The organism is Myxococcus sp. AB036A, from assembly GCF_006547355.1.
GTDB lineage: Bacteria > Myxococcota > Myxococcia > Myxococcales > Myxococcaceae > Myxococcus > Myxococcus virescens.
The window spans coordinates 135774-156993 of record NZ_VHLC01000005.1; the positions used below are offsets into that span (position 1 = coordinate 135774).

Below are 21220 nucleotides of genomic sequence, written 5' to 3' on the forward strand. Positions count from 1 at the left end.
ATGGGGCGCCTACCCCAAGGAGCCTTTCAATGGCAAACCCGGTTCGTTTCGCATTCACGCAGACCGCCCAGCCCAACCTGGAGTTCATCGTCGAGTTGTCTGACGAGAAGACGATTGCGCACGCACGGAAGATTCTCTCTGGCGAGGAGAAGAACGAAGTCCACGTCCACGGACGCATCATCAAGCGGGCCGCGGCCTACAACCCGAAGTTCTCCTTCCACCTGGACCCGAACACCATCCGCTTCTTCTCGATGGCCATCGAGGTCTGCGATGCCAACATGACGTATGTGGAAGACCACCTCGACGAGGCGGGCGGTGCATTCCTCCCGGGCGGACACTGGTGCCCGTGGGACTCCAAGCTGACGCGCGAAATCGCCTGATCCCCTTCAGATAGGTCCGCGAGCAGAGCGCCCTGCGTGGCCGAAGAAGCCACGCAAGGCCGCGTGGTGTTGAGGCTCGAGCTGTCCCAGCCAAGCGAGCCAAGCCCCTGCCGCACACCGCATGGGAGCGCGGACAGGGCCGGCGTGTCCCCCCAAAGGCAGTGCGGCCTGTCCACCCGCCGGTAGCATCACTCCGGCGTCCACCGAGAAGGGCATCCTCAAGCGGGAGCGCAGACCGCCGCGCTCCCCGCATTCACGGCCGGATGCCGGTGAGCGCGAGGCGCAGCACCCGGCTCGCGGTGAGCGGATCGTCTTCGTTGGCGACGGCAATCGCGTTCGCCAGCATCAGCAGGTCCTCCGTCGTGGCACGGGCATGAATCGCGCCTGCCGATGACGCCCGCGCCACCAGAACGCTCAACACATCGAGCAGCTTGTCGGTGGAGCAGACCTCCTCAGCCGTAAGGCCATCCGGGCCGGTCAACAGCGCTGCGGCAAGCCCGCGGTGGGTCGCCGTGTAGACCGTCAAGTCCTCGAGCCAGGCCGCCAACTCGGCGGCGGGATCCTCTCCAGGTTGCGAGGATGCCCGCGCACAGAGTTGCGCGACGCCATCGCGGAATACCGCCTCCAACAGCGACTGCCGCGAGGGAAAGTGCCGGTGCAGGGTCGCCGAGCCTATCCCCGCCCGCCGCGCGATCTCCTCGAGCGACACCTGCGCACCATCCCTGCCGACCAGCTCCGCGGCGACCGCGACAATCCGCTCCCGGTTGCGCCGCCCGTCCGCTCGCAACGGCTTCACATGCTCCACCGCGACCGCCTCCTCACGAGAACCCGCGTTGACAAATGGGGTCCCCCTCCATATCTAACCACGAGAATAAACGGTGGGGTCCCCCACTTAAGAAGGAGCGGTCCATGAGCAGCAACGAATGCGTTCTCGTCACCGCTGCCACGGGGCGTCAGGGCGGCGCCACCGCCCGGGCGCTGCTGGCCGAAGGCGGCACCCCGGTGCGTGTGATGGTGCGCAATCCCAAGGCGCCAAACGCGAAGGCCCTCGCGGAGGCTGGCGCCGAGGTGGTCGTCGGGGACCTCGACGATCCGGCGTCGTTGCGCGCCGCCTGCGCTGGAGCGCGGGCGGTCTTCTCGATGCAGTCCCCCATCATCTCCACGACCGGCGTCGACTACAGAAAGGAACTCCAGCAAGGGAGGAACCTCGTCGAGGCCGCGCTTGCCGAAGGTGTCGAAACGTTCGTGCACACCGCGACCTCCGGTGTCGGCGACCACCGCAACGTCGAGGGCTGGGCGGAGGGGCGCTGGAAGTCGCACGAGACGTACTGGGAGAACAAGCTTGCCACCTGCGACCTCGTCCGCAGCGCGGGATTCAAGCACTGGACCCTCATCCTCCCCGCCACCTTCATGGATCATCCGATGTTGGATCCGGCTGGCTTCGTCGACGGGCACCGGTTGCTCACGGTGATCAGGACCGATCAAACCATCGCGTTGGTCGCGCCAGAGGACATCGGCAAGGCGGCCGCGGCGGCGCTCAACAATCCCGCGACGTTCAACCGCGTGACGCTGCAGCTCGCGAGTGACCTGCTCACGCTTCCTCAGATCGCCGAGGTCCTCTCGCGCCTCGACGGCAAGGAGTACATCGTCCAGGTCAGCACGGTCGAGGAGGCCGTCGCAGCCGGCCTGCATCCCGGTGTGGCGCAAGGCCTGACGTACATGAACGTCGCACCGGTGCTGGCGCGGCCCGAAATCGCGCGGTCCTATGGCCTTTCGCCCATGAGCTTCGAGACCTGGGCGCGCCAGCGTCGCGAAATGGCCTGACCTGCCGCCCAGTCGTCGCAGCGCCGATGCCGTGTCCGGGGCGAGCGGCTTCTCCAGCTTCGTGTCGCAGCCGGGCACCGCGCCGCACCCCACGAACAGGGATTTGACGTTCGAGATGGGCCAATGGGATGACCCGAGCCTGCTTGGCTTCGAGCTGCTCGGGAACGAGCCGGACCTGGTCGCCCTCCACCGAAATGCGCCACTGGCCGTCGAGGTCCACATCCTCCATCCGCGATGCCTCCGGGGGTGGTGGCGCCTCGGAGAATTCGAGGCGCTGTTGACGGCGGAGGTCCGCTGACGGGGAAGTCCGAGATGATTGAATCGCCGCCGAGTCCTGGGACACCGGCACCGTCATCCCCAACCGGCGGCGCAGCGGCGCATAGGATGCGCCGACATGGACTTCCAGGCGCGACTCGAAGCGCTCACGCACCAACTCCGGCCCTGGTCCCCGCTCTGGTCCCGCTCCATCCTCCAGGGCTGGCCCGGGTCCGGCGCCGCCTATCCCGAGGACTGGCTGGCCTATGCCCGGTCGCTCGATGAAGCGGGCGAGCGGCGGCTGGACCAGGGGGCGCTCGCAGGCGTCCCGCCACCTGCCCTGAGCGCACTCCTGGGTGCGCTCCAGGAACTGACGGCGCTGCCCTGGCACGAGGGCCTTCACGCGCTGACGGTCGCGGAGACGCAGGGCCTCAGCGCCAAGAAGACCCACGAGCTCGAGCGGGTGCTCGCCCTGCTCGCGCCGAGAACGCGCTTCATCCACCAGGCGGTCGATATTGGCGGCGGCATGGGACATCTCGCCCGCCTCTGTTCGCGGACGTTCGGGTGGACCTTCCACAGCATCGACCGGGACGCCGCGTTGCAGGACAAGGGCCGACGGTGGCTGACGAGAACCCACAAATCAGGCGGGGACACCCTGTGTTTCATCCAGGCCTCCGTCGAGGACGGACTCCAACCACAGCTCGATCCACTCTTCTCCGGCTGGGACCGCGCCTCGATCGGCCTGCACACCTGCGGGCCGCTCGCCCTCACGCAGATTCGCAAGAGCCAAGGGGCGGGCTTCGTCCTGAACATCGGCTGCTGCTACGACAAGCTGGAGGTCCCGCGAGATTACCCTGTCTCCCGCTTCGGGAGCGAACATCCGTTGCCCTTCACCCCACATGCCCTGGCGTTGACGACGCGGGGACGGCATCACAAGACCGAGGAGGAGTTCGCGCGGATGAAGCGGGTGTATGCGTGGCGCTTCGCGTTCGATCTCCTATCGAGGCGGCACTTTCCCGAACGCGGCTTCGTGAGAGCAGGGGACGCGCCCCGGGCGCTTTACGCCGAACGCTTCGCTGTCTACGCGCGCGACCGCCTGGAGCGCCTGGGCCTCGATCCCGGCATGACGGACGCCGAGCTGAATGCCTTCGAGGTGTCCGTTCGCGCCGAGACACGGGACCTGTTGCTCTGCCATCTGCTGAGGGACCGCTTCGCGAGGGCGTTGGAGGTCGTGCTCCTGCTTGATCGCGCGCTCCTCCTTGAGGAATTGGGCTTCCAGGTCGAGCTCCTCCAGCTCTTCGATCCGCGCCTGTCTCCGCGCAACCTCGCACTCATCGCATCGCGGAGCGCTTGAGCACGTCTCGGGTCGGCCCCGGAGACCGGTCACACCCCCTCGATGCGGCCAGTCTGGCACATCGTTTCAAACCCTCACTGAAGTTGCTCCGGTTCCGCAGAGTGTCCCGGGCTATCGCCATCAAGCAGCAGCCCGGTACTTCTATTCGGAGTTGGCGGGCGACTCGTAGTCGAGCGCGAAGTGCCGTTGGTGTGGTTTGTACCAGCCCTCGATGAATTCGAAGAGGGCCATCCGTGCTTCTGCCTTCGAAGGAGAGTCGCCGAACCGGTGCGCTCCACATGCTCCACTCGGCATCCGGGAAGGGAATACAGCATTTCCATTCCCAGCGTGTAGCCACGTCACTGGCAGCCTGCTGAGTCTGCCTACTCCTCCGAGGAGCATCACGCAAACTGCGGGAGAGGCGCGAAGCCGGGGCAACTTCACCTCATTGTTGGCCACCACCAACCGAGCAGCGCCCGCGAGCAGTGTCTCGACTCAGCCCCAGAAATTACTCCTCCCCGGCAAGCGAAGGAGATGGGGAAGCAGACATGGCGAAACTGACGAGCGCGGTGGGGCGCGGAGGCTGGGCCTGGCTTTTCGGAGGGTTGCTGTTGTCCTCTGGGGCGGTGGCCCACGAAGTTCCGAGACGGTTCGAGGAGAAGTTCGGCCCGGTGTTGAACCTGAGCGACACGCCGACCTTCAACTTCGAGTACTCGATGGCCGTCTCAGGAGACGACGTCTATGTCGTCTGGAGTGACACCCCGGCCGGGGGCACCACCAGCGTCTTCCTGCGAAGGAGCTCGGATCGGGGCAGGAGCTTCAGCCCTCCCCAGCTTCTGAGCAGCGGCGTCACGCCCGCCTTCATCCCGTTCGTGTTCGCGGAGGGAAAGAAGGTCTACATCGCATGGAGCGAGCAGGGCATCCAGTTCCGTGCGAGCCACGACCACGGCAGGACGTTCGAACCGCCCCTGACACTCAGCACCAGCGGCTTCACTCCCCGGATCGCGGCGGAGAACAGCGACGTGTACGTGACGTGGGGCGTCTCGACTGGTGAGGAGTCAGTCGACCAACTCTTCCGGGCGAGCCACGATCGGGGCCAGAGCTTTGGCCCCACGCTGACCATCGACGACGGCCAGGATATTGGTGTCACGGAAATCGTCGCGTCGAACAACGGAGTATTCCTGGTCGGCGATGACGCGGGAGTGGATGACATTCCCGACGTGCGATTCCGCCGCAGCACCAACGAGGGACGTACCTTCGACCCGCTCATCAACCTCAGCGCCACCCAGGGTCCGCTCCAGCCGTCACAGCGCGCCCGCATCGCGGTAAAAGACCAGAAGGTCCACGTGGTCTGGGAAGAGTGTAATGACTTCTTCCCCACCCTTTGTGACATTGTCTACCGGCGCAGCCCCAGTCGGGGGGCCACCTTCGAGCCGGCCGTGGTCCTGAGCGACGGGGTGGGACTGGCGCTCGCACCGGACCTCGAGGTCTCGGGCCAACACGTCTTCGTGGCGTGGCAGGACAATGGCCCCGGGAACTTCGACATCTTTCTCCGTATCAGCGACGACCGCGGCGACTCGTTCGCCAAGGCCCGCAACCTGAGCAAGAGCTCCGGTGACTCCGGTGCCGTCAGCCTCTCCGCCGAGGACGAGTTCCTTCGCGTCGTATGGGAAGACAGTACGCCGGGCCCCACCGACATCTTCTATCGGGCCAGCGGCGACTTCGGTGATTCCTTCGGGCCCGTCAAGAACCTGAGCGACTCCCCCGGGCGGACCTCCGCCCCACGGGTCCTCTCATCCGAGGGGGGAAAGAACGGCTACGTGGGCTGGCTGGAGGACCTGTCGGTCGACAACACGGACGTGTTCTTCCGACGCACCGAGGTGAAGTAGGCCGCGCCGGCCCCGGCGGCATGCACTCCGGTGGATGCTCGCGCGCATGTGAGACGGGTGCTACTTGCACTCGTCGTTCGAACGGAACGGCCAGGCCCACAGTTCGCGTCTGGTCTTTCCGGAAAGCGTCAAGGTGGTTGTCGCGTGAGAGGGTTCAGCCGATGCGCTTCAGTACCTGCACTGCCAAGGTGAGGTTCGGAGAGGGCCCGAGGCGGACGGGACCCGCCGGCATCCAGTTGCGGGTGTCGCGGCTCCAGCGTTCGGGGTGACGGACTCGGGCACGCTGGTACACTTGGTGGCGCTGGGCGAGGAGCGCGGACTCGCGGCCGAAATGTCTGTCGTCGGGTGTGACGAAGCGGATGGCGGAGTGCCGGTGCTCGGTGTTGTACCAGGCCACGAAGCGCGTCACCCAAGAGCGCGCGTGCTCGACGGAGCCGAAGGGACGCGCTACTTCGCCCGCACGGACCTGGAGCACGGCCGAGAGTTGTGGAAGACGGATGGGACGTGCGCCGGCACTCGGCTCGTGAAGGACATCGAGCCGGGTCTAGGGTCATCGGCTTCCCGGAACCTGACTGCCATCGGCGGCATACTCTTCTTCCGTGCTGAGACGAGCGGCCAAGGCTACGAGCCCTGGCTGAGCGATAGAACGCGGAAGGGCACACGGCCCCTCCAGGAGATTGCGCCGGGCCCTCAGCCATCGGAGCCGAGAGCCTTCACGCTCTCGGGCTGGGACGTCTTCTTCGTTGCCAACGATGGATGCACGGGGTTCGAGCGATGGGCCCTGCCATTTCGGCCCGAGAAGCGCTGTCGCGTGGCCCTGGAGCAGTGACCCTCCTATGGTCGGGTGAAGACAGACAGAGCGCCCACACTCACGGCCCCAGCCCCTCCGGAATGCTCAGGTGTCGTGCGGCAGCGTGGCCACCAGTTCCTCCAGGGCCGCGTACCCGCCGCGGAACACCGGCCAGCCGTCCCCCACCAACACCGCGTCGATGCGCGTCCTGGCCAGCAGCTCACGGATTGAGGCGCGCGCACGGGCCGCGCCCTTCAGGTTCGCGTCCGGCAGGGGGGAGCCGCCCGCCCACATGGCCGCGAATGAGTTCTCCCGTCAGCAGCGTCGTGTCCCCCGGGAGGAAGGCCAGCTCGCAGGGCGTCTTGGAGCCGTGCAGCTCCAGCGCCACCATTCCGGGGACGAGCGTCTCACCATCGGCGAGCCACCGGTCGCATTGCAGGGAAAGGTATTGGACTCGGCGCGGGGGCCGGCCACCTTCGCACCGAAGTCGGCGACTAGGTCCCGAGTGGCGCGCACCTGATCCGAATTGGTCAGCACTGCCCACGCCACCCCACCCAGCGAGCGCAGGTGCGTGACATTTTGCGCGAACAGTGGGACCGGGCCGAAGCCTCCGTTTCCATCGGGCGAACTCTTCGCGCCCTTCCCAGGTTGAAGAGCAGGGCTCTGCTTCACAGAAGGGACGGATAGGGGCGCTGTTGAGAGTTGCGTGCTGGTGCAGAGAGGTGGAGGGCCGCTGACGGGTGCCACCCGGGCTGTGCGCCGGGCCGGAGTCGAGGCCATACAGTTGGGCTTCTGGGCAACTCACGCACTGGAAGGTGATGGTGTCATCTCTTCCCTTGCCTGCATGCATGGGTTTGCGCCCACCGATGCGGTGGCCAGGCCCGGGAGAGGATGCGTGAACGAGCAGGAGAAGCAGCGGCGGCTTTTGACATACGCGAAGCGGATCGCCCCCTCGGCCGAGACAATCGAGTCGCTCGCGACAGAAAGCAGCGCCCCGCTCGAGCCAGGTGCCGAGGCCCTGGAGCATGCCATCAAGGTGGCCCACGCGGTGACCCGGGGTCTGGAGTCCCCCCTACGGCCAGAGGAGCTGTGGGCGCTCGAGGCCATCGTCCTGCCTCGGAACAGACCGGTCATCGACATCATCAATGGCAGCTACCTGCGCCCCGGGGCCCCCTGGAGCGCCCTGGATGACGCGAATTTCCGCAAGCCCATCGAGGCGGCCATTCCCGCCATCGGACGCGTGGAGGTTCCCGAGCACCCAACGCTACCGTACGTTGGAACGGGTTTCGTGGTCGGGCGCGGGCTGCTGATGACCAATCGCCACGTTGCCGAGCTGTTCACGCTGGGGCTGGGGATGCGGGGGCTGCGGTTCCAGCCGGGGCTCGACGACGTGCAGGTGGACTTCAAGCGGGAGCGCGGCTCAAGCGCGTCCGCGCCCTTCCGCGTGCGGCGTGTCCTGATGATTCATCCCTACTGGGACATGGCGCTGATGGAGGTAGAGGGGGTTGATGGACTGCGGCCCCTCACCCTGGATTCGCGCCACGTGGACGAGGTGCGCGAGCAGGACGTCGTCGTCATCGGGTATCCCGCGCAGGACCCGCGCAATGATGCCGCGCTCCAGCACCGCATCTTCCGGGGCGTCTACCAGGTCAAGCGCCTGCAGCCGGGCAAGATCATGGGCGCACGGCGCACCTCGAGCTTCGGCCGGAGGGTGGAGGCGCTCGCGCACGACAGCTCGACGCTCGGAGGCAACTCTGGCTCGGCCATCTTGGATGCGCGCTCGGGCAAGGTGCTCGGGCTCCACTTCGGGGGCCGGTACCTCGAAGCGAACTACGCGGTGTCCGCCCATGACCTCAGCCGGGACTCCCGCGTGGTCGATGCCGGGGTGCTGTTCACGAAGACGAACGTCGGAGGACAGCTCCCATGGGCGAACGCGTGGAAGGACAACGAGGGCCCCCCGGCGGTGCCGCCTTCGCCCCCTCCGCCGTCTCCCGTCCTCTTCGTCCCGGAGCCGCGCGGCGAGTCCTTCGCGCTCACCATTCCGCTCCATATCAGCCTCCGCCTGGGGGTTCCCACCCTGGCGGGGAATGGCCAGACCGCGCTCATCCTCGGGCCGGCAGTGCCCGCGCCAGTGCCAGGTCAACCCGGGGGAGGCGTGGGGGCTGGGGCACTGGGCCTGACACAGGTCGACGTCGCGGAGGCTGTCGCGGAAGCCCAGCGGACGCGAGACCTCCCCTATTACGACGCCGAGGCGGACGCGCTGGACCGGGAGCGCTACTACGAAGGTATGCACCCGGACTCCGACCAGGACGCGTTCTATGACGGCCTGCACGGCCTCCTCGAACGGACGCATACGGGCCGCCCACCTTACAAGCCGAGCCGCTGGCTCTACCCATGGGTGGACCGCCAGAAGGACCTCCTCCTCCGCTCGCTGTACTCGGCGGCGGGCCACTCCTTCACGCTCCAGGAGCTCCTCCAGAAGGACCTGGAGGTGGAGAAGGAGCGTGCGCTACGGCTCCTGGAGCGGCCACTGACAGAGAGTCTCGACGAGGGCTTCCTGGAGCAGCTCGAGTCCGCCCTGCCATACAACTGCGAGCACGTCGTGCCCCAGTCCTGGTTCAATGCCAGGGAGCCGATGCGCGGAGACCTGCACCATCTGTTCGCCTGCGAGATGCGCTGCAACAGCTTCCGCAGCAACAATGCCTACTTCGAGTTCCCCAGGACCGAGGCCTTCCAACAAGACTGCGGGCGGGCCGAGCGGAATCGGTTCGAGCCGGGCGCCGGGAAGGGAGCGGCCGCGCGCGCCACACTCTACTTCCTCGTCCGCTATCCCAACGCCATCAACAGCCCGGCGGAGCTCGCTGAGGAGCGGCTGGAGACGCTGCTGCGTTGGCACCAGCAAGAACGCCCCTCCGAGTGGGAGCTGCATCGGAACCAGGCCATCTTCTCCATCCAGAAGAACCGCAACCCCTTCATCGACTTCCCGGAGTGGGCGGCGCGGGTACGCTTCGCCCGCGGACTGGGGCGCTGATCTGACCCGGTCCCTTCCGTGCGCAGCAGGCGGGGAAGGGCCTCAGCGTCGCATATTGAACAAAGAGGCGCGCTCATCAGGACACCGCAGGTAGGCATCGCATCTGGAATGTGAGGGCGCTGCGTTGCGAAGTTTCGCGAGCTTCTTGCGATGCGCGCATTCTTGGGGGTCGACCTCGGCCACGACAGGCCGTGTCCCATGCGAATCGCGCCCCGGGTGCTGGCGGGCAGCACCCGGGCGGCGGAGCCGATCCGCACGCCCGAGTCGATGGCGGAGAGCGTGTGGAGCCCGAGCACCTCGCCGGCAGGGTCTCCAGTGCCGCTCTTTTCAGTTCTTCTTCTGGCTCACGCCCCAGCAGTTGAGGACGTACGAGAAGACCAGCGGCGCCACGATCGTCGCATCGGACTCGATCACGAAGCGGGGCGTGTCGACGTCGACCTTGTGCCAGGTGATCTTCTCGTTGGGCGGTGCGCCGCTGTAGGAGCCGAACGAGGGCGTGCTGTCGGAGATCTGGCAGAAGTAGGACCAGTAGGGGACCTCCTCCTCCAAATCGAGGCGCAGCATCGGCACGACGCAAATCGGGAAGTCGCCAGCGATCCCCCCGCCGATCTGGAAGAAGCCGACCTTCGCGGACGAGGAGGTCTCCCGGTACCAGTCGGCGAGGGCCGCCATGTACTCGGCGCCGCCGCGGATTGGACTCCAGGTTTCCAGCTCCTTGCGCATCACGCTGGCGACGAACACGTTGCCCAGCGTGGAGTCCTCCCATCCCGGTACGAAGATCGGAAGGCGCTTCTCCGCAGCCGCCAGGAGCCACGAATGACGAGGATCCACCTGGTACGAGCCAGCCAGCGCGCCGGAGAGGAGCAGCTCGTAGAGGTACTCGTGGGGAAAGTGGCGGCGCCCGTCCCGCTCCGCCCTCTGCCAGAGCTCGAGGAGGGGGCGTTCCACCTTGCGCATCGCCTCCTCTTCCGGGATGCAGGTATCTGCCACGCGATTGAGACCCTTATCGCGCAACTCGGCCTCCTGCTCCGCCGTGAGGCTGCGGGGATCGGGCACCCGCACGTAGTGCTCCTGGGCCACCAGGTTGAAGACGTCTTCCTCCAGATTCGCGCCCGTGGTCGTGATTGCGTGGACCTTGTCGCGGCGGATCATCTCGGCGAGCGAGATCCCCAGCTCCGCCGTACTCATGGCACCTGCGAGCGTCACCATCATCTTGCCACCGTCATCGGCGTGCGCCGCCCAGGCGTCCGCTGCATCCACGAGGGTCCGGGCGTTGAAGTGCCGGAAGTGGTGCCGCAGCACGCTTCGAACGGAAATGGTCATGTCATGTCCTCGAATGGAGAAGACGCCCGCACCGCCCCCAAGGAGACGGCACGGACGAACGAAGTGAAGGGAACGCCGCGCCTTGCAGCACGAGCGAGCCCGCCAGCTTTTCCGAACATTCGGATGGAGCACCGGCAGCGGAGGCGACAATCACGCGCCACACCGTCTGGAATCGGTAGGATTTCGCGTATCAAACGAACACCCATGGTGCAAGCCTGCCCTGCGGCCCATGCCAGGTTGTGGCGTGATGCAGGGGCTCCTCGCGTGAAATGGCCGAGAAACGCGAAGCTGGAGCGGTGTCGGCACGACGGCCTGCCCTTCGCCGAGTCACCTCTCTGACCGGGAGCACAGACGAGCCGCGGCGCTTGAGGACCACGGAATCGGCTCTCCGAATCCCTTTGATGCGGCGCGGTACGTCGCCTGGCTCTCGCACCAAGCCACCCTCATGTCGGAGGGACTCGCGTTCGCGCTTCTCGACGATGCGTTCGCCGGTCAACTCGAGGTGAGCGCGAGGCCGGGCGTAAGCGGATACGCGCGCCCTCTACGACCTCGAGCCATCGCAGCGGGGGCGTGGCTTCAGTGCACAGTTATTTCACGAGGCCTGGAGGTTTCACGCCCCCAGGGAGTCCGGCACGACAGGGCACGGTGAACGCTTACGTGGACTGGGCAGAGCTGCGGAGGAGGACGTCCGATGTTGACGTGTTCGCCTGCGTGAGATGTGGAGGCAGGCTTAAGGATCTTGGCGTACGTGAAGGGGGCCCCCGGGGTGCGGGCGATTCTGGAGCACCGAGGCTTGCCCACGGCCTGTGCGAGGTTGGCCCCGGCACGAGGGCCACCCCAGGCCGCGTGGTGTTGAGGCGCAAGGCAGCCAACAGGCCCAGGCCCCTGCCACGCACCTCATGGGAGCGCGGCTTGGGCAGGCGTGTACCCCAAGGGGGTTCAAGCGGTCTGTCCACCGGCCGGGAGCATCGCTCGGGCGGCCCCGTCAGCGGCCCTCCTCGGCCCCTCCGCTCCAGCCCTCACCCTCAACTGGGCCTCTATCCCGCCTATACGTCGCGGAAGAGGCACTGGGCATGGCGCTGGAGCGCATCGCCGAGCTTGAGGGGCGGTTGAGCACGGTGACCCATGCCCTGGACAAGTACGAACGCCACGAGCGCGGCTGCCGCTTCTCGCGCACCAACGGGCATTGCCGCTGCACCTGCCAGTTGCACGACCGCATCCTCGACGGAGGGCTGAAGCCGTGATGTCAAAGTTGGCTGGTCACGATGGCGATGCGACACACGTTGCACCTGAACTGAGGGGATGGCGGATGCCCGCCCAGCGTCATGAGTCCGAAGTCGGGAACCACCGGCTTCTCCTTCCCGCACTCCGGGCACTTGAGCAGCACCTTCGTCCAGTCGGTCCTTTCGGCGCTGTCGTTGTTGTCGGCCATGGCTGTGTTCCCCCGTGCTCGTGGGCGCTCCAGCCCACGGCCACATTCTACCGGAGCCTTCCGTGACGTGCCTGCGCGACGCGGACATCCGCCAGCCCCTGGCCCAACTCGCCGCGGGCACGTATCCCGGCGCCCGGGTGCTCCACGAGGTGGGGCTGGAGTACGGGCTGGTGCGGGTGGACGTGGCCACCATCGGCCCCGAGTGCCTCCACGCCTGGGAGGTCAAGGCGGACGCGGACACGCTGCGCCGCCTGCCGGTCCAGGAGTTGTCCTACAGCGCGGTGTTCGACCGCTGCACCCTCGTCGCAGGTGAGCGACACCTGGAGCGCGGCCGCGTGCTGGTGCCGTCCTGATGGGGCGTGGTGCTGGCCCGCGCCGAGGGCGGCGGTGTCGTCCTCGAGCAGGTGCGCCCGGCGCGGGACAACCCGAGCCCGAGCCCAGGCGCTACCGCGCGCCTGCTGTGGCGCCCAGAGATGCTGGCTCTGCTGGAGTCCGCTGGCGCGGCGCGAGGCGTCCGCTCCGCCAGCAAGTGGCGCCTCCTGCCCCGTCTGCTTGAGGTGCTGCCCCCGGCGGAGCTGCGCGCCCGGGTGCGTCAGGTTGTGTCCGCGCGCCGAGGTGCGCCTCGTGCTGCCGTACCCGCTCAGCGCCAACGACGACTGGCGCCCGGCCAAGGGCCGCGGGCTGGTGCCGTCCGACAAGGCCATGGCGTACAAGGCCCGCGTCGCGCAGGTGGCAGCACTGGCCCGCATCCAGCCCCTGCACGGGCCCGTCCGTCTCGTGCTGACGGTGTTCCGCCCGCGGAGGAGGCAGCCGCCCACGCCGCAGCCCGGGCGGAGAGAGCGCGCAAGGCACGGGAGACGCGGAACCGGAACCAGGCAGAGAAGAAGCTGGCCCAGGCGCTGGAGCGTCGCCGGCTCCCCCCTCGCTGCGCGGGCCACCTCTGCCAGTTATCGCAGCACCAACCCGAGGAAGACGTGATGCGCTACTACCTGGACACCGAATTCAACGGCTTCGGCGGCGAGCTGATGTCCCTCGCCCTCGTGCCATCCGACCCCGCCCTGGAGTCGTTCTACGTCGCGGTCGAATGGGTGGGGCCGACCGACCCATGGGTGGAGACGCACGTCGTCCCGTACCTCGGCAGCGCCATCGTATCGCGAGAGCTCCCTCAAGCAGGTGCGGAGGAGGTGCGCGCGGGGCTTGAGGCAGCGGCCAGAAAGGAGCGGAGTCAGCGGCCCTCCTCGGCCCCTCCGCTCCAGCCCTCACCCTCAACTGGGCCTCTATCCCGCCTATACGTGAGAAACCCTCCACAGGCGTGAAGCGCATTGTGCGAATACGCGAATCGCACGGTGGATTTGAGCATTGCGACTTCCAACAAAAGGGAAATTCACCACAATTATTTACAGCACAGAGGGAGCAATGCTCTCGTGAGCATACCCGTGACCCATACCCGTCCGGGCATGAGGAGCTCCCATGCGCGGTTTCTTGCAATCCATCACATTGGTTGCTGTCTTCCTTGTAGGCCTGTTCACGAGCCGCCCCGCCGCCGCACATGATTCGCTCCGCAAGCGGATCGACACCTTCGTCCGCGCGGAGCAGAAACGACAGAATGTGCCCGGCCTCGCCGTGGGCGTCGTGAGCCACGGAAGGGTCGTGCTGGCAAAGGGGTATGGCTTTGCCAATCTGGAGCATCGGGTTCCTGTCAGCAAGGACACCCTCTTCCAATCTGGTTCCTTGGGCAAACAATTCACCGCAATGGCGGTGATGCACCAAGTGGAGGCGGGCAGGATTTCGCTCTCCGACAGCATCACGAAGTTCTTCCCCGACGCGCCCGCCAAGTGGCACCCCATCACAGTGCGCCACCTGCTGACGCACACCTCCGGCATCCAGGACCTCGAGGGACTGCTCGACGAGCGCCAGGACTACACGGACGAGGAATTCGCGCACTTCATCTACGAGTTGCCCTTGGAGTTTCCCGCCGGTCTGCGGTGGAACTACAGCAACTCCGGCTACGTCCTCCTGGGCATCATCGTGAACCGCGTCGCGGGCACCGACTACACCAACGTCCTCGGTGAGCACGTCTTCCGGCCCGCCGGAATGAAGACGGCGCGCGGAATCAGCGAGGCGGACATCATTCCCAACCGCTCGGCCGGCTACCGCGTGGTCAGCGGCGAGGTGAAGAACCAGGAGTGGGTTTCGCCTTCCCTCAACACCACCGGGGACGGTGCGCTCTATTTCTCCGTGAAGGACATGCTGGCCTGGGATGCCGCCGTGGCGCAGCGCTCCATCCTGAGCCCGGAGAGCTGGCAGGAAATCCTGTCCCCCGTGAAGCTCAACAGCGGAGCCACCCAGCCCTATGGCTTTGGATGGGAAATCCTCGAGCGCAATGGCAAGCCCCTGCACCAGCATACCGGTGGGTGGCAGGGCTTCCGGACCACCTACTCCCGCTTCATCGGGGGCTCTCTCTCCATCGTCGTGCTGGCCAACTCGAGTGGGTCAAACCCCATGACCTTCGTGGAAGGCATTGCGGCCATCGTCAACCCCGCGCTCGCCGTGCCCCCGCTGCCCCCCATCCCGGACCTCGAGCCGCAGGTCACCGCCCGGCTCACCACGCTGCTCGAGCAGGCACGGGCCGGGACGATGGAGCCAGTCGAGTTCGCGTACGCCCCCTGGTGGTTCTGGGGCCAAGCCGTGCCGTTCTATCAGCAACTGCTGCAAAGCCTGGCGCCGGCGGGGCCGCTCGTCCTGGTCAAGCGGGAAGTGGTGGGTGACGACCGCCTCTACACGTACCTGGTGCAGTTCGGGCCCAAGACCCTCCGCTACAGAGTGTCGCTCATCCCGGATGGCCGGGTGTCCGCCTTCCGCCTGAACGAGCACATCCCTTAAGGCCTCGGATTACGACCTCGGACTGTACGACGGCGACTCCCTTGACGCCGTCGCCCTGGCCCACCTCCGCCGCCTCGCCGTGGAGTTCGCTGCCTCCGCGAGGATACCCACCTTGCGGAGGGCTTGGGTGGGAGTGAGCGACAGCACCCACAGGACGGCGGCGTCGACCTGAGCACCGACGCTGGGGTACTGGCGATTGGCCGAGATGTGCAGCTTCAACTCCCTCCAGACGGGGTCCATGGCGTTGAGCTCGGGGCGCTGCTTGGGCAACCAGAGCAGGCGGATGTCCAACTGCGCAGCAAGGGCCTGCGACCGCTGGGCGGTGTGAGAGCTGGCTTGGTCCAGCAGTAGCAGCACCGGTCGGACCGTATTCGCTGCACGAACCCCGTCTGGCGTCGCTGAGCCGGCGCGCGCAAGGTGGCGCGCACGGCAGACGCGGAGCTGTGGAAGAAGCGAGTCAGGCCCTGCCACGCACCTGAGGGGAGCGCGGCCTGGGCAGGCGTGTACCCCTCAGAAGATCGCGGCAACTCGGCACGGGCATCACATATTGAAATAGCCTTTGAGCAAGTCAACCGCTCTCCTTCCTAGTACGTGCTTTATTGGCATGCGCAGCAATTCCGCGGCAACCCCAGCGACTTCCAAGGAAATTAGATTGCTCCGCGCGAAATGCTCACGATCAAATGGCACGGAGGCAATGCTGTGTATTACGCCATCGCCAAGTACGATCTCAGCCCAGTTCAAGGGACTGCCGCAGGCGGGACAGTCCCAAGCCTGTAGGATCCGAACAGGCTCCTGTTCAGTCGGGGGAGTTACAGTAAAATAGCCATCTTATTCATCATTCTCAATTCGCCGCACATCAACCTGCACTGCATCGCCTTCCGAAAGCACTCTCCCTTCCGGCTTGTCGGATATATATGTCTGAATGTTTGTAGGACTATCGATCGAGGTAGTTTCGCCGCAGGCAATGCACTTGAGTTTTCCTGCAAAATAGTCGTATGAGTTCGTCATTTCTTGGGCGCTTTCAACTGAGCCTTAGGCAGCTTGCCTGGAAATGGAATAATGCGAATTATCCGTCCAGCCACGAACATAAGGGAGCCACTGGGTAGTGCTTCGGCAACCGGCATTCCTAGTTGGCGTGTATCTCCTCCCGACATTATGAATAGTGCCTTATAAATCCCGCTGTCATGCGTCAAAAATGTGGGAGAGACACAAGCGCCCGCTGCCGGACGGCACCACGCACCTGCTCTTCACCGGGTTGGAGTTGCTGCGTTGCCTGGCGTCCCTGGTGCCTGCGCCTCGGGCAAACCTCACGAGGTGTTCCACGGCGTCTTCACTCCAGGAGCCAAACTGCGGCCATTTCTGGTCCCTCAAGCAGGTGCGGAGGAGGTGCGCGCGGGGATTGAGGCAGCGGCCAGGAAGGAACGGATGAAGGAGAGGACACCGCGAGTAGACTGGGCCGAGTTGCTCAGGAGGACGTTCGACTTCAACGTGTTCGGCTGCGTGAGGTGTGGAGGCAGGCGGCGGGTCTTGGCGTACGTGAAGGGGGCCCCCGGGGTGCGGGCGATTCTGAAGCACCTGGGCTTGGCCACGGCCTGTGCGAGGTTGGCCCCGGCACGAGGACCACCCCAGGCCGCGGGGGGGTGAGGCGCAAGACAGCCACCAAGCCGGCGGCCCCTGCCACGTACCTGATGGGAGCGCGGCCTGGGCAGGCGTGTACCCCAAGGGGGTTCAAGCGGTCTGTCCACCGGCCGGGAGCATCGCTCGGGAGGCCCCGTCAGCGCCCCTCCTCGGCCCCTCCGATCCAGCCCTCACCCTCAACTGCGCCTCTATCCCGCCTATACGTTTGCTGCCATCACGTCTTCGATCACGCGCCGAACCGCACGGTCGTTGCCCATAAAAGCACGCTTCCTGTTGTGCCTACGCGGACGTGCGCGTTGAGGGCGGCGGCCTTGGGCCGCAAAGAACTTTCTTTTCGTAGGCCACGAGGCTGCCGGGGAGAACTTGGTCGGCCTCTACGCGCTGGTGGCCACTTGCAAGGCCAACAGCGCCAATCCCGAGGCGTACCTAGCCAACATGCCGCTGCGGGTGCAGACGCCCCCCAACTCGCGAATCGGTGAGCTGCTGCCCCACGAGAGGAAGTGGCGACGCGCCGCCCCCCGTCGGAATCAACCCTCCAGCCCAGCCACGGAACAGCTCGCTTCTCGCGACGTTCGCCAAACACGGCCATCCTCCTTCCGAAACCTCTTCGGAGGGGAGATGTGAGCCCTACAAGGAATCGGCCCTCTCGCCAAGGATCTGCGCTAGGCGTGCCCTATCTTCTGGATGGTCTTTCACATGCATTCTGCACGCCTCCAGCAGGAACATTTGAAACACGGGCACCACCACCACCACCACATCCTCATACAACGAAAATCGGACTCCTTCGAACTTTTGCTCCCAGGGCTCTAAATCTCCCGGGAATTCACATTGAGCACCATCAATCCCCGCCCCCACCCTCGCTACGAGTTGCCGAATCTTCTCAACAAATCCACGCTCACTTATTGAGTTAAAGAATGCTTGGACTGGGAACAAAGGGTCGTCACCCCCAACGAGATTGAGTCTCTTCGGCATGGTGGCACCTAAAATTCCGGGAAAAGCTTTTCACTGCGCCTGACGTATCTAGCTACCCGCGGAACCGAACTCCATTCCGAGTTGTCCCTACCCATTCTCGGGTCAGCTTTCCAGCGTAGTAGGCTTCGTACGCGGCCTCGCGTCCCCATTGAAGGAAAAGATCTGGCCCCGGCACGAGGGCCACCCCAGGCCGCGTCGTGTTGAGACGCCAATTAGCCACCAGACCGGCGGCCCCTGCCACGCACCTGATGGGAGCGCGGCCTGGGCAGGCGTGTACCCCAAAGGGGCTGCGCGGCCTGTCCACCGGCCGGGAGCATCGCTCGGGCGGCTCCGTCAGCGGCCCTCCTCGGCCCCTCCGCTCCAGCCCTCATCCTCAACAGGGCCTCTATCCCGCCTATACGTCGTTAGGAGCCTCCGGGTTGCGGACCAGGACGCGCACCGCACGGAGGTGCTGCCTTCCGCCAGCAGCGCTCGGACCGTGGCTCTGCCCTGTCGCCCCGTGGCGGCGGTGACGAGGACAGTCTGGTGACGACTCATCGGCAGCTCCTTGGAAGTAGGGGGCCCCGCCGCTTGTGTTCGCGTTGGATACGAAGAGGTCCCCCGTTTGCAAAGGAAAGGGGCGGACAAATGCCTTTCAAAATCCGGAGCGCCGGCCTCCATTCATCTGGCGACGCTGCCCACGCCGTCTGGAGGAACACCTTGAGCCTGCTGCTTGCCCTGAGTCTCGTCGCGCCCACGTCCCTTGCCCAATCGCCGTCCTCGCCCCGTGATGAGACCGTGCGGGTGCGCATCGAGACGGACGCCCCCGAGGTCAGCCTCTTCCGCGTCACGAGCGAGGGATACGGCACCGTCGCCACCACGGGAGGTATGGGCACCGTGGGCATCATCCACTACCAGCGCGAGTGCACGATGCCCTGCGACGTCACCCTTCGCGACCCGACGACGGACTTCTTCATTGCGGGGTCTGGCATCACACCCTCTCGGCGCTTCACGCTGTTGGACCACGGGCGGGATGTGTCCCTGAAGGTCGACCCGGGCAGTTCCGGACTGCGAACCACCGGCTGGCTCGCCACCATCTTCGGCGTCTCCCTGGCGGTGGCGGGTGGGGTGGCGATGGCCCTCGACGGCACGGGGTCCTCCGATTCATCCCTTCCGAAGGACAACACCTTGCGCAAGGTGGGCATGGGCTCGCTGATTGGTGGCGGCGCACTGCTGGCGATTGGACTCCCCCTCTTCATCTTCAACGGGACGGATGTGAAGCTCGCGCCGAACAAGCTGACGGGGAACCGGGGATTCGACCTCTGATACAGAGGTCCCTCGGATGAGCCACCTCCAGCGCGCCCGCGTGTCCTCATGACCCTACCCCTCTTCCTGGGGGTGGTCCTCCCGCTCCTCGCCACCGCGTCGCCAGCGCCTTCGTCGGCGCGGTGGGGACTGCATTGGAATGCGCCCTCGGAGTGCATCCAGGCGGCGCCCCTGGCGCGCGCGGTGGAGGCTCGCCTGGGGCGCTCCGTGTTCGGGGCCCTGCCGGATGTGCTCATCCATGGCGTGCTGGAGCCGGCGTCCTCGTCGGGGTGGTCCGCGAGGCTCACGCTCGTGGACGCTCGGGGTACCGTCCTGGGCAGCCGCGACATCGACTCCGCCACGCCCGCGTGCGCGGACATTGAGCGTCGGCTCGTGCTTGTCCTCGCGTTGATGATCGACCCGGAGGCCCTGCGTCCCCGGGAGCCCGCCCCGGTGCCCTCGGAGGTCGTGCCTCCCGCCGAGGAGGCACCACCGCTCCCTGAAGCGCCCGACACGACGGTGGAGGAGGACGTCCCAGTCGAGGAGTCATCCCCACCGACTCGCGCGGCGCCGTGGCCGGGTCGCTCGACGGTGTCCGTCTCCGCACTGACGACGACGGGGTTCTCGGACGGCCTCGCATGGGGAGGCCGCTTCGGCTGGCGGGGGGCGGGGCGCGTGACGTGGCTCGTGGGGCTCTCCATGGTGCCCTGGGCCCGCTCGGAGCTCGAGGACGGGCGGGTGGACCTGATGCTGGCGACGCCCGAGGTGGGGCTGTGTCCGCTGGTGGTAGGCGGCTCCCGATGGGAGGTGTCCACGTGCGCGGCGGCGGCGTTCTCGTTCGTGATGGCGGACTCAAAGGGTCCGGCGGTGGACGAGGTGGACTTGCTCATCCGAGGTGACGCGGTGGCGAGAGCCCAGCTGGAGCTGCGACTGGGGAGCGCCACCGCGTTGCATGTGGGGGGCGGCACCGCGGTGGGGTGGCTGCGTCCCACGTTGCCGATGACCTCCGCCTGGGAGGGGCGTTTGGGGGCGCCGTTGCGCGCGTTCGTCGAGCTGGGCCTGTCGTTCCGGGGGCCCTGAGTCACCGGGGGCGGGTAGCGCTTCACCTGGCGCCGGGAAGCTCACTAGAGTCCGCCGGCCCCGGACTCCCGCGCGATGCCCTCCCCTCCCCAAGCCCTGCCCGCTCCCGAAGGGGCGGAACCGCTCGACTTCGAGCGGGTGCATGCCCAGCACGCGGCCTTCGTGTGGCGCACGCTGCGGCGCATGGGCGTGAGGGAGGCGGACCTGGAGGACGTCTGCCAGGAGGCGTTCCTGGTGGTCCATCGACGTCTCCCCGAGTTCGACCCGCGCGCGCCCGTGGCCGCGTGGCTCTTCGGCATCTGCATGCGATTGGCCTCGGACCATCGCAAGCGGGCCCACGTCCGGCGGGAGACCCCCGTCGCGGAGACTCCTGACGAGGCCCGTCCCCCCGAGCAGCTCGAGTCCGTGGCGCGCACGCAGGCGCGGGCCCGGTTGGACCGCATCCTGGATGCGCTCGACGAGGACAAGCGGGCGGTGTTCGTCCTCTTCGAAATCGAGCAGTGGGCCATGGCCGACGTGGCCCAGGCGGTGGGGTGCCCCGTGCAGACCGCCTACGCGCGGCTGTACGCTGCGCGCAAGCAGGTCCAGGAGGCCGTGGCCCGGTTGCAAGGAGGCGAGAGATGAGGACGCCCGAGCCCGTGCGACTCCTGGAGGAGTCCTCCGATGCCTCGCCCGAGCTGCGCGAGCTGCTGGGCTCCGCCCTGGACGATGGGCCCTCGGCCGCGCAGCTGGCGTCCCTCGCGGCCCGATTGGCGCCCCTCCAGCCGCCCCCGGCCCCTGCGGCTCCCTCACCGGCTCCGGTGGCGCCCGCGTCCGAGCCGCTCGCGGGTGGCGCGACGGTGGCCACGGGCCTCAAGCTCAAGGTGCTCGTGGGCGTGGCCGCGCTCACGGGGGCCGTGGGCTCCTTCCAGGCGGGCCGCGTCTACGAGCGCGCACAGCCTCCGACGGTCGCCCAGGCCCAGCGGGAGACGCCGCCGGTGGAGCGTCCACGGAGCGAGGTGCCCGCCGAGTTCGTCGTGTCGGCGCCCCCCGTTGCCGAAGCGCCCACCCCTGTCTCTTATACACACTGACGCTGCCGACGAAGCTAGAAGTGTAGATTTCGGTGG

20 protein-coding genes and 3 pseudogenes are annotated in these 21220 nt (G+C 66.7%); 15 read left to right on the forward strand and 8 right to left on the reverse strand.

The window, feature by feature from the left end; translation table 11 throughout:
- The first annotated feature begins 29 nt into the window (after window positions 1-29).
- Window positions 30-380, forward strand: a complete 351-nt coding sequence (locus FL344_RS03685; RefSeq protein WP_141589356.1) for a calmodulin — start codon at window positions 30-32, stop codon at window positions 378-380.
- A 253-nt stretch (window positions 381-633) separates the two neighbouring features.
- Here the strand turns inward: FL344_RS03685 and FL344_RS03690 are convergent, their stop codons facing one another.
- A complete protein-coding gene (locus FL344_RS03690; protein WP_141617540.1) occupies window positions 634-1185 on the reverse strand; it encodes a TetR/AcrR family transcriptional regulator in 552 nt (183 codons plus the stop codon).
- A 104-nt stretch (window positions 1186-1289) separates the two neighbouring features.
- On the opposite strand from FL344_RS03690, the gene FL344_RS03695 reads away from it, so the two are divergent.
- The 4 genes from FL344_RS03695 (at window position 1290) to FL344_RS03710 (ending at window position 5681) form a co-directional block, all read left to right on the forward strand.
- Window positions 1290-2204, forward strand: coding sequence for an NmrA family NAD(P)-binding protein (locus FL344_RS03695; protein ID WP_141617541.1), 915 nt, complete (start codon window positions 1290-1292; stop codon window positions 2202-2204).
- A 31-nt stretch (window positions 2205-2235) separates the two neighbouring features.
- Window positions 2236-2502, forward strand: coding sequence for a hypothetical protein (locus tag FL344_RS03700; RefSeq protein ID WP_141617542.1), 267 nt, complete (start codon window positions 2236-2238; stop codon window positions 2500-2502).
- A 96-nt stretch (window positions 2503-2598) separates the two neighbouring features.
- Window positions 2599-3813, forward strand: coding sequence for a methyltransferase (locus FL344_RS03705; protein WP_141617543.1), 1215 nt, complete (start codon window positions 2599-2601; stop codon window positions 3811-3813).
- 527 nt (window positions 3814-4340) lie between these two features.
- Complete coding sequence (locus tag FL344_RS03710) at window positions 4341-5681, forward strand: exo-alpha-sialidase (protein WP_141617544.1); 1341 nt, start codon at window positions 4341-4343, stop codon at window positions 5679-5681.
- Window positions 5682-5835: 154 nt separating this feature from the next.
- Here the strand turns inward: FL344_RS03710 and FL344_RS03715 are convergent.
- Window positions 5836-6120: pseudogene (locus FL344_RS03715) on the reverse strand (integrase core domain-containing protein); the annotation flags it as partial.
- Here FL344_RS03715 and FL344_RS39995 point away from each other — a divergent pair.
- A complete protein-coding gene (locus tag FL344_RS39995) occupies window positions 6013-6510 on the forward strand; it encodes an ELWxxDGT repeat protein (protein ID WP_368667415.1) in 498 nt (165 codons plus the stop codon). The pseudogene FL344_RS03715 and the gene FL344_RS39995 overlap by 108 nt on opposite strands.
- Window positions 6511-6576: 66 nt before the next feature.
- Here FL344_RS39995 and FL344_RS39695 read toward each other — a convergent pair whose 3' ends face one another.
- Together FL344_RS39695 and FL344_RS40000 are read right to left on the reverse strand one after the other, a co-directional pair.
- Window positions 6577-6765: a hypothetical protein gene (locus FL344_RS39695; RefSeq protein WP_141617547.1), complete on the reverse strand. Its 189-nt coding sequence runs from the start codon at window positions 6763-6765 to the stop codon at window positions 6577-6579.
- Window positions 6692-7251, reverse strand: a pseudogene (locus FL344_RS40000) (hypothetical protein). Before FL344_RS40000 ends, FL344_RS39695 begins: the two are co-directional and overlap by 74 nt.
- A gap of 115 nt (window positions 7252-7366) precedes the next feature.
- Between FL344_RS40000 and FL344_RS03735 the strand changes: the two are divergent.
- On the forward strand, window positions 7367-9502 hold the full coding sequence (locus FL344_RS03735) for an endonuclease (protein WP_141617549.1): 2136 nt from the start codon (window positions 7367-7369) through the stop codon (window positions 9500-9502).
- Between the two features lie 327 nt (window positions 9503-9829).
- Here FL344_RS03735 and FL344_RS03740 read toward each other — a convergent pair whose 3' ends face one another.
- Window positions 9830-10825 carry a deoxyhypusine synthase family protein gene (locus tag FL344_RS03740; RefSeq protein WP_141617550.1) on the reverse strand — a complete coding sequence of 332 codons (996 nt, stop codon included), beginning with the start codon at window positions 10823-10825 and terminating at the stop codon, window positions 9830-9832.
- 1073 nt (window positions 10826-11898) lie between these two features.
- Between FL344_RS03740 and FL344_RS03750 the strand changes: the two genes are divergently transcribed.
- On the forward strand, window positions 11899-12069 hold the full coding sequence (locus tag FL344_RS03750) for a hypothetical protein (protein WP_153881169.1): 171 nt from the start codon (window positions 11899-11901) through the stop codon (window positions 12067-12069).
- A 2-nt stretch (window positions 12070-12071) separates the two neighbouring features.
- Here the strand turns inward: FL344_RS03750 and FL344_RS03755 are convergent, their stop codons facing one another.
- Window positions 12072-12257, reverse strand: a complete 186-nt coding sequence (locus FL344_RS03755; protein WP_011552213.1) for a hypothetical protein — start codon at window positions 12255-12257, stop codon at window positions 12072-12074.
- 62 nt (window positions 12258-12319) lie between these two features.
- Between FL344_RS03755 and FL344_RS03760 the strand changes: the two genes are divergently transcribed.
- The 3 genes from FL344_RS03760 (at window position 12320) to FL344_RS03770 (ending at window position 15140) form a co-directional block, all read left to right on the forward strand.
- Window positions 12320-12610: a hypothetical protein gene (locus FL344_RS03760; protein WP_141617551.1), complete on the forward strand. Its 291-nt coding sequence runs from the start codon at window positions 12320-12322 to the stop codon at window positions 12608-12610.
- Window positions 12611-13234: 624 nt separating this feature from the next.
- Complete coding sequence (locus FL344_RS03765) at window positions 13235-13573, forward strand: hypothetical protein (RefSeq protein WP_141617552.1); 339 nt, start codon at window positions 13235-13237, stop codon at window positions 13571-13573.
- 154 nt (window positions 13574-13727) lie between these two features.
- Window positions 13728-15140, forward strand: coding sequence for a serine hydrolase (locus FL344_RS03770; protein WP_141617553.1), 1413 nt, complete (start codon window positions 13728-13730; stop codon window positions 15138-15140).
- A gap of 9 nt (window positions 15141-15149) precedes the next feature.
- Here the strand turns inward: FL344_RS03770 and FL344_RS03775 are convergent, their stop codons facing one another.
- Window positions 15150-15611, reverse strand: coding sequence for a transposase (locus FL344_RS03775; RefSeq protein ID WP_228564761.1), 462 nt, complete (start codon window positions 15609-15611; stop codon window positions 15150-15152).
- Window positions 15612-17071: 1460 nt separating this feature from the next.
- On the opposite strand from FL344_RS03775, the pseudogene FL344_RS03780 reads away from it, so the two are divergent.
- A pseudogene (locus tag FL344_RS03780) lies at window positions 17072-17270 on the forward strand (transposase domain-containing protein); the annotation flags it as partial.
- 135 nt (window positions 17271-17405) lie between these two features.
- Here FL344_RS03780 and cdiI read toward each other — a convergent pair.
- Window positions 17406-17750, reverse strand: a complete 345-nt coding sequence (gene cdiI / locus FL344_RS03785; RefSeq protein ID WP_141617556.1) for a ribonuclease toxin immunity protein CdiI — start codon at window positions 17748-17750, stop codon at window positions 17406-17408.
- A 699-nt stretch (window positions 17751-18449) separates the two neighbouring features.
- On the opposite strand from cdiI, the gene FL344_RS03790 reads away from it, so the two are divergent.
- The 3 genes from FL344_RS03790 (at window position 18450) to FL344_RS03800 (ending at window position 20738) form a co-directional block, all read left to right on the forward strand.
- On the forward strand, window positions 18450-19055 hold the full coding sequence (locus FL344_RS03790; protein WP_141617557.1) for a hypothetical protein: 606 nt from the start codon (window positions 18450-18452) through the stop codon (window positions 19053-19055).
- A 48-nt stretch (window positions 19056-19103) separates the two neighbouring features.
- The gene (locus tag FL344_RS03795) at window positions 19104-20114 is read left to right on the forward strand and encodes a hypothetical protein (RefSeq protein WP_141617558.1); all 1011 of its coding nucleotides are present in this window, start codon (window positions 19104-19106) and stop codon (window positions 20112-20114) included.
- Between the two features lie 75 nt (window positions 20115-20189).
- A complete protein-coding gene (locus FL344_RS03800; RefSeq protein WP_141594511.1) occupies window positions 20190-20738 on the forward strand; it encodes an RNA polymerase sigma factor in 549 nt (182 codons plus the stop codon).
- The last annotated feature ends 482 nt before the right edge of the window (window positions 20739-21220 follow it).